This is a genomic window from Pseudomonas sp. FP2196 (genome assembly GCF_030687715.1).
In the GTDB taxonomy this organism is placed as follows: Bacteria; Pseudomonadota; Gammaproteobacteria; order Pseudomonadales; family Pseudomonadaceae; genus Aquipseudomonas.
Window position 1 is genome coordinate 1332599 of the sequence record NZ_CP117445.1, and the last position, 16317, is coordinate 1348915.

The 16317-nt window shown below is 61.1% G+C and carries 19 protein-coding genes; all 19 read left to right on the plus strand.

Going from position 1 to position 16317, the window contains the following annotated elements:
* Nucleotide 1: 1 nt before the first annotated feature.
* The 19 genes from PSH79_RS05900 (at nt 2) to PSH79_RS05990 (ending at nt 16311) form a co-directional block, all read left to right on the plus strand.
* Complete coding sequence (locus tag PSH79_RS05900; RefSeq protein ID WP_215501440.1) at nt 2-1168, plus strand: phage tail protein; 1167 nt, start codon at nt 2-4, stop codon at nt 1166-1168.
* Nucleotides 1168-1674, plus strand: coding sequence for a phage major tail tube protein (locus PSH79_RS05905; RefSeq protein WP_305441673.1), 507 nt, complete (start codon nt 1168-1170; stop codon nt 1672-1674). The genes PSH79_RS05900 and PSH79_RS05905 overlap by 1 nt, the downstream gene beginning before the upstream one ends.
* A 169-nt stretch (nt 1675-1843) precedes the next feature.
* The gene (locus PSH79_RS05910) at nt 1844-2425 is read left to right on the plus strand and encodes a phage tail assembly protein (RefSeq protein WP_305441674.1); all 582 of its coding nucleotides are present in this window, start codon (nt 1844-1846) and stop codon (nt 2423-2425) included.
* Nucleotides 2426-2695: 270 nt separating this feature from the next.
* Nucleotides 2696-4759: a phage tail tape measure protein gene (locus tag PSH79_RS05915; protein ID WP_305441676.1), complete on the plus strand. Its 2064-nt coding sequence runs from the start codon at nt 2696-2698 to the stop codon at nt 4757-4759.
* Nucleotides 4756-5139 (plus strand): phage tail protein, encoded by a 384-nt coding sequence (locus PSH79_RS05920; RefSeq protein ID WP_262195205.1) that lies wholly within the window; start codon nt 4756-4758, stop codon nt 5137-5139. The genes PSH79_RS05915 and PSH79_RS05920 overlap by 4 nt, the downstream gene beginning before the upstream one ends.
* Nucleotides 5132-5344, plus strand: a complete 213-nt coding sequence (locus PSH79_RS05925; RefSeq protein WP_100847353.1) for a tail protein X — start codon at nt 5132-5134, stop codon at nt 5342-5344. The genes PSH79_RS05920 and PSH79_RS05925 overlap by 8 nt, the downstream gene beginning before the upstream one ends.
* 9 nt (nt 5345-5353) lie before the next feature.
* Entirely contained in the window at nt 5354-6370 is a 1017-nt protein-coding gene (locus PSH79_RS05930; RefSeq protein ID WP_305441677.1) for a phage late control D family protein, read from the plus strand.
* Between the two features lie 147 nt (nt 6371-6517).
* Nucleotides 6518-7102, plus strand: coding sequence for a hypothetical protein (locus PSH79_RS05935; protein ID WP_305441678.1), 585 nt, complete (start codon nt 6518-6520; stop codon nt 7100-7102).
* Nucleotides 7099-7281, plus strand: coding sequence for a DUF2635 domain-containing protein (locus PSH79_RS05940; RefSeq protein ID WP_095188872.1), 183 nt, complete (start codon nt 7099-7101; stop codon nt 7279-7281). The genes PSH79_RS05935 and PSH79_RS05940 overlap by 4 nt, the downstream gene beginning before the upstream one ends.
* Complete coding sequence (locus PSH79_RS05945) at nt 7281-8777, plus strand: phage tail sheath subtilisin-like domain-containing protein (RefSeq protein WP_305441679.1); 1497 nt, start codon at nt 7281-7283, stop codon at nt 8775-8777. Before PSH79_RS05940 ends, PSH79_RS05945 begins: the two co-directional genes overlap by 1 nt.
* 67 nt (nt 8778-8844) lie before the next feature.
* Nucleotides 8845-9192 (plus strand): phage tail tube protein, encoded by a 348-nt coding sequence (locus PSH79_RS05950; RefSeq protein ID WP_007908779.1) that lies wholly within the window; start codon nt 8845-8847, stop codon nt 9190-9192.
* Nucleotides 9189-9485 (plus strand): phage tail assembly protein, encoded by a 297-nt coding sequence (locus PSH79_RS05955; RefSeq protein WP_003222226.1) that lies wholly within the window; start codon nt 9189-9191, stop codon nt 9483-9485. The genes PSH79_RS05950 and PSH79_RS05955 overlap by 4 nt, the downstream gene beginning before the upstream one ends.
* A 130-nt stretch (nt 9486-9615) precedes the next feature.
* Nucleotides 9616-11391 carry a phage tail protein gene (locus PSH79_RS05960; protein ID WP_305441680.1) on the plus strand — a complete coding sequence of 592 codons (1776 nt, stop codon included), beginning with the start codon at nt 9616-9618 and terminating at the stop codon, nt 11389-11391.
* Nucleotides 11378-12616 (plus strand): DNA circularization protein, encoded by a 1239-nt coding sequence (locus PSH79_RS05965; protein ID WP_305441681.1) that lies wholly within the window; start codon nt 11378-11380, stop codon nt 12614-12616. The genes PSH79_RS05960 and PSH79_RS05965 overlap by 14 nt, the downstream gene beginning before the upstream one ends.
* A gap of 3 nt (nt 12617-12619) precedes the next feature.
* Nucleotides 12620-13666 carry a phage baseplate assembly protein gene (locus PSH79_RS05970; protein ID WP_305441683.1) on the plus strand — a complete coding sequence of 349 codons (1047 nt, stop codon included), beginning with the start codon at nt 12620-12622 and terminating at the stop codon, nt 13664-13666.
* A 114-nt stretch (nt 13667-13780) separates the two neighbouring features.
* Nucleotides 13781-14290 (plus strand): phage baseplate assembly protein V, encoded by a 510-nt coding sequence (locus PSH79_RS05975; protein WP_305441685.1) that lies wholly within the window; start codon nt 13781-13783, stop codon nt 14288-14290.
* Nucleotides 14290-14688: a phage GP46 family protein gene (locus PSH79_RS05980; protein ID WP_095188878.1), complete on the plus strand. Its 399-nt coding sequence runs from the start codon at nt 14290-14292 to the stop codon at nt 14686-14688. Before PSH79_RS05975 ends, PSH79_RS05980 begins: the two co-directional genes overlap by 1 nt.
* Nucleotides 14678-15724 carry a baseplate J/gp47 family protein gene (locus PSH79_RS05985; RefSeq protein WP_305441687.1) on the plus strand — a complete coding sequence of 349 codons (1047 nt, stop codon included), beginning with the start codon at nt 14678-14680 and terminating at the stop codon, nt 15722-15724. The genes PSH79_RS05980 and PSH79_RS05985 overlap by 11 nt, the downstream gene beginning before the upstream one ends.
* Nucleotides 15712-16311 (plus strand): YmfQ family protein, encoded by a 600-nt coding sequence (locus tag PSH79_RS05990; RefSeq protein WP_305441689.1) that lies wholly within the window; start codon nt 15712-15714, stop codon nt 16309-16311. Before PSH79_RS05985 ends, PSH79_RS05990 begins: the two co-directional genes overlap by 13 nt.
* The last annotated feature ends 6 nt before the right edge of the window (nt 16312-16317 follow it).

Here is a 16317-nt window from a genome sequence, read left to right on the forward strand (position 1 = left end):
CATGGCTGAGGTTCTGAACTTCGAGCACAACGGCATTACCGTCAATGCCACTGAATCCCCCGAGGCCATGGGTGGCCTGGGTGACAACGTCATCGGTCTGGTCGGCACCGCGCCGAAGGCTGATCCGCTGATTCCGCGTAACGCCCCGTTCCGCATCAACAGCTTCACCACCCACGCGCTGCTCGATCCGACCGGTTCGGAAGAGGGCACCCTGTACCACGCGGTTTACCAGATCCTCAAAGTGGTCAAGGTGCCGGTGTACGTGGTGATCGTCGAGGCGGGCGCGACTCCGGCCGACACGGTCAACGCAGTGATCGGCGGCGTCGAGCCGGCGACTGGCCGCAAACTGGGTCTGGCTGCGCTGGGCAGTGTCCCGGAAGACCTGACCATCATCGGCGCGCCGGGCTTCACCGGCACCAAAGCGGTGGCCAGCGAGTTCGCCTCGTTCGGCAAGCGCATCAAGGCCCGTGTGGTGCTGGACGGCAAAGACGTTTCGGTCGCTGACCAAGTCTTGTACAGCCAGGAACTGGGCGGCGCCGATCTCGGTTTCGACCGTTGCCTGGTGGTGCACAACATGCCGGCCGTGTACTCGAAAGCGGCGAAGAAAAACGTCTTCCTCGCGCCGTCCAGCCTGGCAATCGCCGCGCTGGCCAAGGTCAAGCAGTGGGAGAGCCCGGGCAACCAGGTGACCTACGCCGAAGACGTGTCTCGCGTTGTTGAATACAACATCCTCGACACCTCCACCGAAGGCGATCTGCTCAACCGCTACGGCGTGAGCTACTACGCCCGCACCGTGCTTGGCGGCTTCTCGCTGCTGGGCAACCGCTCGATCACCGGCAAGTTCATCAGCTATGTCGGCCTCGAAGATGCGATCAGCCGCAAGCTGGTCAAGGCCGGCCAGAAAGCCATGGCCAAGAACCTCACCAAGTCCTTTATGGATCAAGAGGTCAAGCGCATCAACGACTGGCTGCAAACCCTGGTCGCCGACGAAACCATTCCTGGCGGCAGCGTGTATCTGCACCCGGAACTCAACAGCGTCGAGAAGTACAAGAACGGCACCTGGTACGTGGTCATCGACTACGGCCGCTACGCGCCGAACGAACACATGGTTTATCAACTCAACGCCCGCGATGAAATCATCGAGCAGTTCCTGGAGGACGTTCTCTAATGTTTACCAACCGCGTAAGACAGGCCATCGCGGCCACCCTGCAAGGCCTGCCGCTGTCGGCGACCGTAGAAGAATTTACTCCGCCGAAGATTGATTTCGAGATGGAGAACATGACCGGTGGCCGATTCATCATTGAAGAAATGGCCAAGAGTGCCAAGGCGCTCAATGCTCAGATCAAGCTGCAAGGCACGGGCGCAGAAGTGTTGCTCGCCATGGGCGTGAAACTGGGCGACGACATCCTGCTGAACGTGCGTGAAGCCGGTCAGGATCAGGACGGCAATACCTGGTTCACCTACCACACCATTGGCGGCAAGCTCAAAACCATGGGTGAAGACGCTATCAAAATGGGTGGCAAAGCCCTGACGACCCTGGACTTCTCCTGCCGCACCTACACCCGCCTGGAAAACGGCATTCCGGTGATCGACATCGACGTGCGCACCCAGAAGTTCGTGCTCAACGGCGTCGACATCCTCGGTGATGCACGTCGTGCGGTGCTGATGCCGTAAACACACCGCAGAACCTGTGGGAGCGAGCCTGCTCGCGAAGAGGCCATCACATTCAACATTGATGTGACTGTAAGACTGTTTTCGCGAGCAGGCTCGCTCCCACCTTGGGCCAGTGTGACTGGCTGCAAATGAGCAACACCCCCCTCAAGAATCACCAAGGAATTCATTCATGTCGTGGATGCCACCCAAGCATGATCTGTTGTCGCCAATCACCGACGATGACGGCGCGCAGATCGAGCAGATCCAGCTCAAGCCACTGTTCTACGCCGCGCAGAAAGAAGCGCTGGAACGCGCTGGCGATGACGAAGACGATCAGTTCTTCGAACTGGCGCTGCTGGCCACCGGCCTGTCGGTCAAGGAACTCGACCAGCTCAAACGTCCGGACTACGTAAGCATCGCCCAGTATGTACACGAAATGTCGACGCGCCCGGCGTCGCACTTTCTCGATCAGGTCGAGGACGCGGAAAAAACCGACGATCCCGATCAGATCCAGCTGCTGCAACCGCTCGCCGTCACCGGCCGCACTGTAACGTCGCTGAGCCTGGAAATGCCGGCACTGCGAGCCACCAAAGTGATGAAGAAACTGAAAACGGCCAAGGAACGCGCCGAGTTCATCACCGCCCATTGCACCGGCCTGATGATCCCCGATCTGGCGCAATTGACCGTCCCTGACTGGACTCAGTTGCAGGTGCGCATAGACGATTTTTTAAACCAGCCGGCGGCCTACTTTCGGAACGCGACATCGAAGTAATCCTCGATATCGTCCCGCTCATTTACCCGGTAAGTGAGGCGGAGATTCTGGAATGGGACGCCGAAAAGGCGTTGCGCCGCTACGACATAGCGATCACTCGCCTTGGCGTGAAACAGGAGTAGAGCGGCAATGGCAGAGAGCAAATTTTCGCCCATGAATGTCGGTGACAGCGCCGGCGCAGGATTTGGCAGTATCACCCTGAGCGTTGCCGCGCTGAACGCAGGTGCGGGGCGGCTTGCCGTGGAGCAGATCAGCGGGCTGCGCCAGGCATTGCTGACGGCCAGCGGAAAAGTCGTGCTGCTGACGACGGCAATCGATGCATTGAGCGTGACTCTGTCCGCATTGCGTGCGTTGCCACAGGCAGCGAGTGCCGAAGCGAAGAGTGAGTCATCCGGTGGGCAGAAAACACCGGAAAAATCTTCCACGGGAGCTGAGCTTCCCGAGACGCGCAAGGCAGCGATTGCCATGGATTCGGCGGCGGCCACTCTTGCGAGTGTGGCGCAGCTTTCCCGCAACGACGGGAAAGACATGGCACTCACGAGCCTGAAAATGGCCAGTGCCACCTTGGTGGCTGCCGGAGGCACTACCGGGGTCGAGCTGGTCAAGATTGAAACCCTGGCAGCCAAGGCGGGAGTCGGCAGCGAAGCGGTAAACGACGAGGGCAAGAAACGCGAATTGCTGACGTTTGCCAGCGATGCGGCCATCACTGCATCGGCATTCAAGGTTACGGGGTTGGAAGCCGGCGAAATGTTGAAGGTCTGGCGCACCTCGATGAAGCTTTCGCGCGATCAAGCCCTTGATTTGGCGGATGCGGCCAATCATCTCGGCAAAATGCCCGGAGATGTCCAGGCAGGGGCTATCGGTTCTGTCTTGCAGCAGTCGGGTGAAGCTGCCGTCGGCGCAGGCTTTCAACCCGAACAAGCGGCGGCGTTGTCGGCGGCGCTGTTGAACAGCGGCCTGAAGAAAGACGATGCCGGTAGCGCACTGAAGAACATTTCCGATGCGTTGGCCAAGGGCGATCAAGCGTCCGGGGCTGAAAAGGCTGCTTGGAATCAATTAGGCCTGGATCCCAAGGCAGTCGCGCAAGCCATGCGCGATCCCGAGCACAAGGGCTTGCAGAAAGGCGCCGTTATCTCGGTACTGGCGGCTCTGAATAACAAATCACCGGAAGAGCGCTCGACGTTGTCCCGGACATTGTTTGCGGACAGTGGCAGTGCGGTGCTCTCGTTGTCCGGGGACTTGAGCAGGGTGAATGATGCCTTCTTGCAGGTGAGCGACAAGACCCTGTACGCGACATCGAAGCTCAAGGAAAAAGGCTCGGTCAGAGAGTCCGCGATGGCCCTTGCCAATACCCAGCAGGGGCAGTTGAACATAAAAAATGCCCGTGAGGAGCGCTTGTCGGTCGCCAAAGGCAATGCGCTGGCGCCCGATATCGAAACGCCGGGTGAGAGTCATTCGGTAGACCAACTGAGCGAACTGGCCGAAACCTACCCGAAAACCACGGGAGTGGCTCTGACGGCGGCAGCCTGGATCAAACCGGTGTTCGATTTCGTGCTCGATGCAGTTGTCGGGGAGCTGAAAGATCGGGTTGGCAAAGGGATCGTGGATAAAGCTGCCAGTCGGCTCCCCGGTCGTTCAGGGCTCGCCCCATCCGCAGCAGCTGCAGTGACCGGCGTGGCTGAAACGCAGGGCGCTGCTCTTGCCAGCCGGACAGCAAATGCCGGCAACGGTTTGAAGATACTGGAACAGACTGCAAGGTCTGCTGCTCCGAGGCTGGAGCCTTTGGTTGCCTCGATACAGCCGGTGTCGCGTGCAATGCCCGGGCCGATGAGGGCGCTGATGGGGGCCTCCATGGTCGCCGAAGGTGTTGCCAGCGGTGACAAACAACAGATTGGCAAAGGCCTCGGCGCCGCCGGTGGTGCGTGGGCCGGCGCGCTTACCGGTAGCTCGATGGGCGCGACCCTGGGAAGTCCCGGGCTGGCGCCGGGCATGGCACTTGGGAGTGTCATTGGTGGACTGATCGGGGGATGGCTGGGCTTTGAAGGGGGAGGTTTTTTGGGGGAGAAACTGATGACTACCGCGCCGGACAAACTCGCCCCGCCGGCCGAAGTCGCCAAAGACCTGGCTGGCGCACAGACGCAAAATCAGCAGGTTTCCTTCTCTCCGACGATCCAGGTCACCTGTCCTGCCCCCGACACTGCCCAACAGATTCATTCGATTATCGAGCAACAGATTTCCGGTCAATTCCATGGCCAATTCATGCCGCTGCTGATGGGCGGTAACCCACTCGGGACGCGTCGTGATGCAGCCCTGACTGACGGAGCCGGTACATGAAACAACAAATGGCGCTGGGCAGTTTCATCTTCGGCCTGTCCCGGGATTTTGCCTACAGCACGCTGGCGCGCAAATCCGAGGGTGGCTGGACTGATCTGCAGATCCTCAACAGCAAACCCAGGTCCCACCAGACAGGCCAGAAACCCGAAACCCTGACCATTACCGGCACCTCGATGTACGCCGTGGCGATGGAGCGGCTCGATGAGCTGCGTGCGCTGCAAGCGTTGAGAGTACCGCTGCCGTTGATTGACGGCATTGGTCGCAACTGGGGTTTGTGGCGAATCAACAGCATCGATGAAAACCAGAGCGAGGTCATCGATGACGGCACCGCGATGGTGATCAAGTGGGTGATCGGATTGTCGGAGTTCAACAATGCGTAAGGTACGAAGCGTGGCCGGTGATTCGCTGAATTTGTTGCTGTACCGCGAAACCGGTCGCAGCGATGACAGCGCCGAAGAAGCCCTGTGGACACTCAACCCGACCCTGGCCGAGCACGGCTCGATCCTGCCGGCAGGTGTCTGGGTGACGCTGCCGGAGCTCGACAGCAAACCGGCCGCAATCAAACCGGTTCTGGCCTGGGACTAAGGAGGTTGCATGGCACAGGGATTTACACCGGCAATCGAAATCTACGGCGCCAACAAGGACCTGCTGAACCAGCGCCTGATCAGTTGGGAACACATTGATGCTGCCGGGATGGAGTCCGATCAACTGACATTGGTGATCGACCTGGAAGGCCTTGAAGGCTTGCCGACCTTGGGCGGAACAATCGGCCTGCGGGTGGGCTATCTGGAGTCCGGGCTGGTCGAAAAGGGCCAGTTCAAGGTGACTCGACTGACCCCGACGCTGTTCCCGTTGCGCTTGACGCTGGTCGCTACCGCAGCGCCTTTCAGCGGCAAGGATGAGACCCGATTCAAGGAACGGCGCACGGCGAGTCATGGCCCCACCACCCTTGGAGCACTGTTTCGCCAGTTGGTCTCGCCGCACGGTTTTTCGCCGCGCGTCGATCCCGAACTGGCGCTGATCCGGATTGCTCATGTTGATCAGTCGAACGAAACCGACATGAGCTTCATCACGCGACTGGCGCTCAAGTACGACGCGGTGGCCAAACCGTTCAACGACCTCTACGTACTGGCGAAACCTGCGCAGCTGAAAAACCTGTCGGGCCAGGTGATACCGGACGTCAGGCTGTCGGTGACCAGTAACAATCGACCGGGTGATCACGCCTTCATCAGCGCCACACTGGAAGAGACCGCTCGTACCCAGAACCAGGGTTGCAAGACCTGCTTCTGGGACATCGCCGCCGGCAAACTGCGCGAGGTGATAACCGGTTCTGAGCCCTACAAGGTCATTCGCCAGAAACAGGCCAGTGAAGAAGAAGCCAAAGCCATCGGCGAAGCCGAAGTGCGCAAGATGCTGCGCCAGAAATACAAGCTGAAGGTCACCTGCCCGGGCGATCCGCTGCTGGCTGCCGAAGGCCTGTTGGTACTCGATGACACTTGGCCAGACTTCATGCGCGGTCGCTGGTCGATCGAAAAAGTCACCGCCAGCGGCAAGCGCGAGGAAAGCTATCGCTGCCTGATCGAGGCCACCGGCCTCGACCCCAAAGCCTGATCCCTGCACAACATCCCGTGGGAGCGAGCCTGCTCGCGAAGAGGCCGGCATATCCAACATTGATAGCGACTGACCCAGCGCTTTCGCGAGCAGGCTCGCTCCCACATTGGGCTCTGCGTTAACTCCCCCTAATTCCGGAACACCACCATGAAGATCACCCCGATCCTCACGCAGTTGCGTGCGCAATGCCCAAGCCTGGCCAATCACATTGCGGTGGGTGTCGATCTGGCGTTGCTGCAAGGCAACCCCGATCTGCCGACACCTTCGGCCCACGTCACACCGCTGGCCGATCTGGCCAGCAACAGCACCACACAAAACCTCATCACCCAACCGATCCGCGACCGCTTCGAAATCGTCCTGGTGCTTGACGCCACTGACGCTACAAAAGCGCTGGATCGGTTGCACGACCTGCGCGCCGAACTGTGGCGCGCGCTGGTGGGTTTCAACGCCGATGCCGACTACAGCACCATCGTTTATGACGGCGGCGAGATGGTCTCGATCAACAGCAGCCGCGCCTATTACCGGCTGCGCTTTTTTGCCGAGTTCCAGCTCGGCCGCAATCTGCCAAGTCAGCCTGCGGAGAGTTGGCACGAACGTGAACTGGACGGTTTGTCGTCCTTTACCGGGGCCACCGTGCGGGTCGATGCGATCGATCCGGCCGACCCCAACCTGAAACGCCCGGGCCCCGATGGGCGCGTGGAACTGACTTTCTCTGGAGACGTAACCCCATGAGCAATCGCATCACCGTAGTGCCGGCCGCTGGCCGTGCCGTGCCGGACCCGGAGGCGGGCGATCTGCTGCCTCTCGAAGGCCGTGAAGTGCTGGACAGCGCCTGGTGGCGCCGACGTCTGGCCGACGGCGATATCACACTCAAAACCGCAAAAGCGGCTAAACCACAGGGAGCCAAATAATGGCGATCGGATTCAGCAACATCCCCGCGGACATTCGTGTACCGCTGTTCTATGCCGAAATGGACAACTCGGCCGCCAATAGTGCGAGCTCGACCCTGCGTCGTTTGATCGTGGCTCAGGTCAACGACAACATCGCCCCGACTGAAGTCGGCAAACTGGTTTTGGTCTCCAGCGTGGCGCTGGCAAAAAGCATCGGTGGCCAGGGCTCGATGCTCGCCTCGATGTACGAGACCTTCCGCAAGGCCGACCCGATCGGCGAGATCTGGTGCCTGCCGCTGCACAACGCTGAAGGCGCCATCGCCAAAGGTGTGCTGACCCTGACCGGCACCGCGACTCAGGCTGGCGTGCTCAACCTGTATGTTGGCGGCGTGCGTGTGCAAGCCACCGTGGTCAACGGTGCCACCGCGGCACAAGCAGCGACTGCGCTGGCGCAGAAAATCAACGCCACGGCTGATCTGCCGGTGAGCGCTGCGGCTGCCGAAGGTGTAGTGACCCTGTCCGCCAAATGGACCGGCGACAGCGGCAACGACATCAGCCTGCAATTCAATCGCCTGGGCAAGAGCAACGGCGAAGACACCCCGGCCGGCCTGACCACTGCAATCACTGCCATGACCGGCGGCGCCGGTGTGCCGGATCAGGTGGCAGCGATTGCCGCACTGGGCGACGAGCCGTTCGAGTTCATCGCACTGCCATGGTCCGATCTGTCGACCCTCAACACCTGGCAAGCGGTCATGGACGACAGCACCGGTCGCTGGTCGTGGGCCAAGCAACTGTTTGGTCATGTCTACAGCGCCAAGCGCGGTACCGTCGGCACTCTGGTGGCGGCCGGTCAGGCGCGTAACGACCAGCACATGACCATTCAGGCGCTGGAGCCGGGTGTTCCGCAACCGTTCTGGGTACAAGCCGCTGCACTGGCGGCGCGCACTGCGGTGTTCATCTCCGCCGACGCCAGCCGTCCGACCCAGAGCGGCAGCCTGCCGGGTGTCGACCCTGCTCCGGCGAGCGAGCGTTTCACCCTGACCGAGCGTCAGTCGCTGCTCAACTACGGCATCGCCACTGCGTACTACGAAGGCGGTTACGTGCGCATCCAGCGTTCGATCACCACCTACCAGAAAAACGCTTACGGCCAGGCCGACAACTCCTACCTGGACAGCGAAACCATGCACCAGTCGGCGTTCATCGTGCGTCGTCTGCAAAGCGTGATCACCAGCAAATACGGTCGGCACAAACTGGCCTCCGACGGCACCCGCTTCGGCGCCGGCCAGCCAATCGTCACGCCTGCGACCATTCGCGGTGAACTGATCGCCCAGTACGCCAAGCTGGAACTGGAAGGCCACGTCGAGAACGCCGAACTGTTCGCCGAGCACCTGATCGTCGAGCGCGACGTGCAGGACCCGAGCCGCGTGAACGTGCTGTTCCCGCCGGATTACATCAACGGTCTGCGCGTGTTCGCACTGCTCAACCAATTCCGTCTGCAGTACGACGACGCGGCTTGATAGCCGCGTTTAGCGTCAAGCATTCAGCCCACCTCGCGTGGGCTTTTTTATTCAAGGGAGTAACACCATGGGTCAACTGATTGCAGGCACCTGCTACGTCAAAGTCGACGGCGCACAACTGACTATCAATGGCGGCTGCGAAGCCCCGCTGATGGCGGTAAAACGCGAAACCGTCGTACCCGGCTTCTACAAGGAAACCGACATCGCACCGTCGTTCAAAGTGACCGCGCTGCACACCGCCGACTTCCCGCTGAAGAAGCTGATCGAAGGCACCGACATCACCGTCACCTGCGAATTCAGCAACGGCAAAGTCTACGTGCTGGCCGGTGCGTACCTGGTTGAAGAGCCAGTCTCCAAAGGCGATGACGCCACCATCGAACTGAAATTCGAAGGCATCAAGGGGACCTGGCAATGAGCGGCGCCGTGAAGCTTCAAGTTGCGATCGAAGCTCACGGCGAGCCCCTGACCGAACTCGTCCTGCGCCGTCCGACGGTGCAGGAAGTGCGAGCGATCAAGGCGCTGCCGTACAAGATCGACAAGAGCGAAGAAGTCAGCCTCGACATGGACGTGGCGGCCAAATACATCGCCGTGTGCGCCGGCATTCCGCCGTCGTCGGTCAACCAGTTGGATCTGGCTGATCTCAACGCGCTGAGCTGGGCCGTTGCGAGTTTTTTCATGAGTGCGGCGTCGGAGCCATCACCGACCTGATCGCAGTCGCCTATGACCTGGCCTGGTTCTGGAAGGTTGACCCCGAACAGATGATGGCCAGGCCACTGGATGTGCTCCGCGAATCGCTGGAGCACGCGCAACGGATCAACGCGATGCAGCAGGTGCAGTGATGGCAGACACAGATAGCAAACCGAAAACCTCGGTGCTGATTACTGGCATCGATGAGCTGTCGCCCAAACTCGGAGCCCTTCGGGCCAAGGTCGAGAGCTTCAAGAAAAATCTCGAGCAGACCGGTCTAGGCAAACTCGACATCAGCGGATTGTTCAAGGGCGGCAGCGTGATCACGCCGTTCGTGGAAGGGATCAAGTCGGCGGCAGCCTTTCAGGGCAAGTTGAGCGACGTCAGCGAGACGGCAAAAACCGTCGATCTGCCCGCCGCGCCGAAAACCGCTGCGCAGAACATGAATGTGTTTACAGCGTCGATGGAGAAGGTGTCCTCGGCGGTGGATGCCGCGCTGGTGCCGGCGGTTGGCGCGTTGGTGGTCGGGCTTGAGCCGATGTTGACCCAGGTAGGCAGCTTGCTCGCCGACAACCCGCAACTGGTCGAAGGACTGGCGGGGGGGGCGATCGCCTTCTCGGCGATGCAAACCGCGGTTACCGGGGCAACGCAAGTGTTCGACGTGATGAGCATGGTGCTCAAGACCAACCCGATCATGCTGATTGCCATGGGCATTGCCGTGGCTGCCGGTTTGATCGTGGCCAACTGGACGCCGATTTCGGCGTTCTTCACGGGGTTGTGGGAGGGCGTGAAAAACGCCGGGGCGAGTGCGATGGCGACATTGCGCTCGGTACTTGACTGGCAGCCGCTGGCGACGCTTGCGGCGCTGTGGCAACCGGTCACGGGATTCTTCTCGGGGATCTGGGACAAGGTCAAAGCGGTTACCGCGCCGGTGATCGACTTCTTCAAATCGGTATTTTCGTGGTCGCCAGCCGGCATGATCGTGGAAAACTGGGGGCCGTTGACCGGCCTGTTCTCGGCGATCTGGGAATTGCTCCAAGCCTTGAGTGTGCCGGTGATGGCGTTCCTCAAAGGTCTGTTCGACTGGACGCCCCTGGGCATGATCATCAACAACTGGGGGGCGATCACGGGGTTCTTCGCCTCAATCTGGACGGCACTGCAACCAGCGGCACAAGTCATCAAGGACTTTTTCCGCACGCTGTTCGACTTCTCCCCGCTGGGAATGATCGTCAACAACTGGGGCAGTATCGTCACCTTCTTCGAGCCGATCTGGACCGCGCTGCAAACCTCGGCGCAACAGATCAAAAGCTTCTTCCAGGGCTTGTTCGAATGGTCGCCGCTGGAACAGATCGCGATGTACTGGCAGCCGATCAGTGAAGTGTTTTCGGCGCTGTGGGGCCTGGTGCAAGCCATGGCCACACCGGTGCTGGAGTTTCTTCACACGATGTTCGAATGGACGCCGTTGGGGCAGATCATCAAGAACTGGGGGCCGATCACCGAGTGGTTTGGCCAGTTGTGGCAAAAGCTGCAAACCGTGATTGCGCCGATCAAGGAGCTGTTTGACGGCGGCTTTGCCGGGTTAATCGCCAAGGTCACCGGCAAGGTCGAGACCCTGACACAAGCGCAACGCCAGACCAATGCCGAAGGCAAAGGCGAACTGGCACCGGCGTTCTTCGGTGCAGATCCGCAAGTGTCGTCCAGCGGTACGTTGCAGGGCGGCACGCTGCCCCAAAGCTCCAGCGCCCTGATCCAGCAAAGCGCCGCCAACAACCGCACACAACTCGAAGGCGGCCTGACCGTGCGCTTCGAAAATGCGCCGGCGGGGCTGCGTACCGATCAACCGCAAACCAATCAACCGGGCCTGGCGCTGTCTTCGCGCATTGGCTATCGCTCGCTGTCGGCAGGAGGTTCCAATGAACTGGCGTGACCGTTTGTTGCCGGCATCCTTTCGCGGTGTCGGGTTCTGGATCGATCAGGCGAAAACCCCGGTCGGTCGCAAGGGGCAATTGCATGAGTATCCGCAACGTGACCTGCCGTTTTTCGAGGACCTCGGCCAGCAGGCCAAGACCCACGATCTGACGGCGTTCATCATCGGCCCTGATTGCCTGGAGCAGCGCGACAAGCTGCTTAAGGCACTGGAGGCGGGCAGTGGTGAACTGGTGCATCCATGGCTTGGACGCCTGCAAGTCAAGGTCGGCGAATGCGACATGACCCACACCCGCCAGGACGGCGGGTTGGTCACATTTGCGCTGAAGTTCTATCCCGATCAGCCGTTGCCGTTTCCGACGGCGACCGTCAGCACCCAGAAGGTCTTGCTGGCGAAAGCCGACACGCTGCTGGGTTCTGCGGTGGCGCGGTTCGAACAGGCGATGACGCTGATCAAGGCTGCGCGGATCGGCATTGCCAATCTGCGCAACAGCCTCACCGGGGTATACGAGGTGATCAAGGAGCAGCTCAAACCGCTGATTGAGCAATACAAACAGATCACTGAGTTGGTCAAAGCGGTCAAGGAATTGCCCAAGGAAGTGGCGACGGAATTCAAGGGCTTGCTTGGCGATATCAAGGAGCTCAAGGAGTTCGCGAAGGAGGGCTACCGTGGCGTGATTGCCGACGTGTCCCAACAACTCGAAGCCATCCGTAAGGCTGATGCGCCGAAGATCACCACCGGCAAGGACACCAACGCGGCGGCGCAAGCCATGGCGGATCTGGTGCAGGACACGTTGATCGTCAAAGTGGCGCAATGGGTCGCCTCAATGCCGGTGGCGACGAAGCCGGTGAAATTGCAGGCAACGCCATCGGTGGATCAGCAGGCGATCCAGCAGGTTGCCCGCCAGGAAGTGCCGGCCACCGATGATTTGCAAGCCTTGCAAAAGGATCTGGTAGACGCGCTTCAAAAGGCTAAGGACAAGGCTGATCCGGGACACTATCAAGCGATCAGTGATGTGCAGGATGCCTTGGTCGCGCATCTCAAGGCAGTGGCCACGTCCGGTGTGCGGCTGGTGACCAAGTCGTTTCAGGAAAGCCTGCCGGCGCTGGTGGTGGCCTACAAACAGTTTGCCGATGCGACGCGGGTGACCGAAGTGATCCAGCGCAACGAGGGAAACAACCCGTTGTTCCTCCCGCAGAGCAACGTGAAAGTCTCCGGGGAGTGAACCATGAGCGAAACGGATAATCGCGTCACGCTGACCGTCAACAACATGGAATACGGCGGCTGGAAAAGCGTGGAAATCAGTGCTGATCTGGAGCGCCAGTTCCGTACCTTCAAACTTGACATCACCTGGCAATGGCCGGGGCAGACGGTGGATCAGCGGATCAAACCGGGCGACCCCTGCGAAGTGAAAATCGGCAAGGATCTGGTGCTCACCGGCTACGTGTTCAAGGCACCGATCAGCTATGACGGTCGGCAGATCAGCCTGAGTATCGAAGGCAGTTCCAAGACTCAGGACCTGGTCGATTGCGCCGCCACCAACCGGCCCGGTCAGTGGCAGGAACAACCGTTGCTGACCATCGTGCAGGCATTGGCGATGGAGTATTCGTTGATGGTGGTCAACGAAATTCCCGAGACATCGCGGCTGGCCAAACACACGATTGTGCCGGGTGAAACGGTGTTTCAGTCGATCGACCGTTTGCTCTCGCTGTTCCGTGTGTTTTCCACCGATGACGAGCAGGGTCGACTGGTGCTGGCCAAACCCGGTAGCGGTGGCCGCGCCAGTGATGCGCTGGAACTGGGCAAGAACATTTTGTCGGCCAACGCACCGATGGATCAAAGCCAGGTGTTCTCCGAATACCGGGTGATCGGCCAGCAGAAAGGCTCCGACAAGAAGAGCGGGGCGGCGGTCAGCGAGGTTGAATCGACGGCGGCCGACCTGACCTTCAAGCGGCGGCGCACCACCATCATTAACGAAGGTACGGCGCTGACCTTTGAGTTGGCCCAGCAACGCGCTCAATGGGAAAGCGCCACCCGCATGGGCCGGGCGCAGAGCACCACGTACCAGGTGCAGGGCTGGCGCCAGTCCAACGGTGATCTGTGGCGCCACAACACGCTGGTCAAGGTCAAGGATCCGGTGCTCGGGTTTGATGGCGACATGCTGATTTCCAAAGTGACGTATTCACTGTCGGCGCAGGGCTCGGCGACGACCCTGCAAGTCGCGCCGCCGCATACCTTCGATCCTGATCCAGTCCCCCCGAAAAAAACCTCATAGGCCTCTGAAAGATCGCAGCCTTCGGCAGCTCCTACATGGGGTCGGCGTACTCCTGTAGGAGCTGCCGAAGGCTGCGATCTTTTGGCGTCGGGCCAGTTTTCACAGGAATCCAAGATGAGCCTACTGACACGCCTGCTGGCGCGCGGCACTGTCGTGCTCGCCAATTCGGCATCCAAGTTGCAATCGCTGCAAATGCGCCTCACCGCCGGGGAGGTCAACGACGACCTCGAACACTTCGAACCCTACGGTTTCACCAGCCACCCGCTGGCTGGTGCTGAAGGTGTCGTCACCTTCCTCGGCGGTGACCGTTCCCACGCCATCGCCTTGGTGGTCGCCGACCGCCGCTATCGTCTGCAATCGCTGGCTGCTGGCGAAGTCGCGATCTACACCGACGAGGGCGACAAGATTCACTTCAAGCGCGGGCGGATCATCGACATCGAAACCGCCACGCTGAACATCCGCGCCAGTACCGCCGTGAACTTCGATACGCCAGTGATCAACCAGACCGGCAAGATCGTTTCCAACGGCGATCAACTGGCTGGCGGCATCAGCCAGATCCAACACGTGCACGTTGGCGTGCAGGCCGGCAACGGCCAGACCGGTGCGCCGGCAGGAGGCAAGTGATGTTTATCAGCCAGAACCTCCACGCCGCCCTGACCCGCGCCGTGCTCATCAGCCTGTTCACCTGGCGCCGCGCCGCCGATGACGACGCCCTCGACGACGACGAACGCTACGGCTGGTGGGGCGACACCTTTCCCACCGTCGCCGACGACCGCATCGGCTCGCGGCTGTGGCTGTTACGCCGGGTCAAGCTGACCCGACAGACCCAGATGGACGCGGAGTTCTATGCCCGCGAAGCCTTGCAATGGCTGCTCGACGACGGCCACTGCAGCGCCATCGACATCATCAGCGAACGCCTCGACGCCCAGCGCCTGAACCTGCGCACGGTCCTGACCCTGGCTGACGGCGAACGTCTGGACATCAACCCCGATAACAGTTGGCAGGTGATCTATGCCGTTTGAAACCCCTTCGCTGCCGGTGCTGATCAAGCGCACCCAAAGCGACCTGGCCGGCGATTCGCTGCGCCAGTCCGATGCGCAAGTGCTGGCCCGCACCTTAGGCGGCGCCGCTTACGGTCTGTACGGTTATCTCGACTGGATTGCCGAGCAGATCCTGCCGGACAAGGCCGATGAGTCGACCCTGGAACGCATCGCAGCATTGCGCCTGAACCAGCCACGCAAACCCGCGCAAGTGGCTACTGGCAGCGTGAGTTTTACCGCGACCGCCGGTGCGGTGCTCGACGTCGATACGTTGCTGCAATCGAGCGACGGTCGCACCTACAAAGTCAGCGCTTCGCGCACCACGGTGAATGGCAGCAACAGCACCACCATCGCTGCACTGGAGGCCGGCAGCCTGGGCAATGCCGATGCGGGTCTGGCGCTGACCCCGGTACAACCGATCGCCGGCATCGTCGGCAACAGCTTCATCGTCTTGGCGCCGGGGCTCAGTGGCGGCGTGGCGCGCGAAAGCCTGGAGTCGCTGCGCTCGCGGGTGATCCGTTCCTATCGCGTCATCCCTCACGGCGGCTCGGCCAGCGACTATGAAACCTGGGCGCTGGAAGTGCCGGGCGTGACCCGTGCATGGTGCCGTGGCGGCTTGCTCGGGCCGGGCACCGTGACGGTGTTCATCATGCGCGACGAGGATCCGCAACCGGTGCCCAACGACGAGCAACTGGCCGAGGTTCAGGAGTACATCGAACCGCTGCGCCCGGTCACCGCCGAAGTCCATGTGCAGCGACCGATTCAGGTGCCGGTGGTTTATCGCTTCAAAAGCGTCAACCCGGACACCACCGCCGTGCGCGCCGCCGTCGAAGCGCAGTTGCGCGATCTGCATAACCGCGAGGCCGACCTCGGCGTGCCGTTGCTGATCAGCCACATTCGCGAAGCCATCAGCAGCGCCGGTGGCGAATACGATCACACGCTCACCGCGCCGTCGGCTGACGTCCCTGCCGGGCAAAGCGAACTGCTCACTTTTGGGGGTTGCGTATGGGGGGCATAAGAACCGCCGCGCAATATCAGGCGCAGTTGCGTGCCTTGCTGCCGAGCGGCCCGGCATGGGACCCGGAGCGCGTGCCGGAACTGGAGGAAGTGCTGCAAGGCGTCGCCGTCGAACTGGCCCGCCTCGACGCCCGCGCCGCCGACCTGCTCAACGAAATGGACCCGGCCGGCGTCAGCGAACTGGTGCCGGACTGGGAGCGGGTGATGGACCTGCCCGACCCGTGCCTGGGTGCCACGCCACTGTTCGACGACCGCCGCCTCGCCGTGCGCCGCCGCTTGCTCGCGGTCGGCAGCCAGGCCGTCGGCTACTACCTCGAAATCGCCAAAAGCCAGGGCTACCCCAACGCCACCATCACCGAACACGAAGCCCCGCGCATGGGTCGTGCACGTTTCGGTGCGGCGCATTGGGGAACGTGGGAAGCGCAATTCATGTGGACGCTCAACACCGGCGGCCGCTTGCTGCTTGGCCGGCGTTTTGGTGCGAGTTACTGGGGCGAGCGCTTCGGCGTAAACCCGGGCTCGGCGCTCGAATGCCTGATCCACCGCAGTGCGCCGGCGCACACCAAGGTGCACATCAATTATGACTAGGGAGGT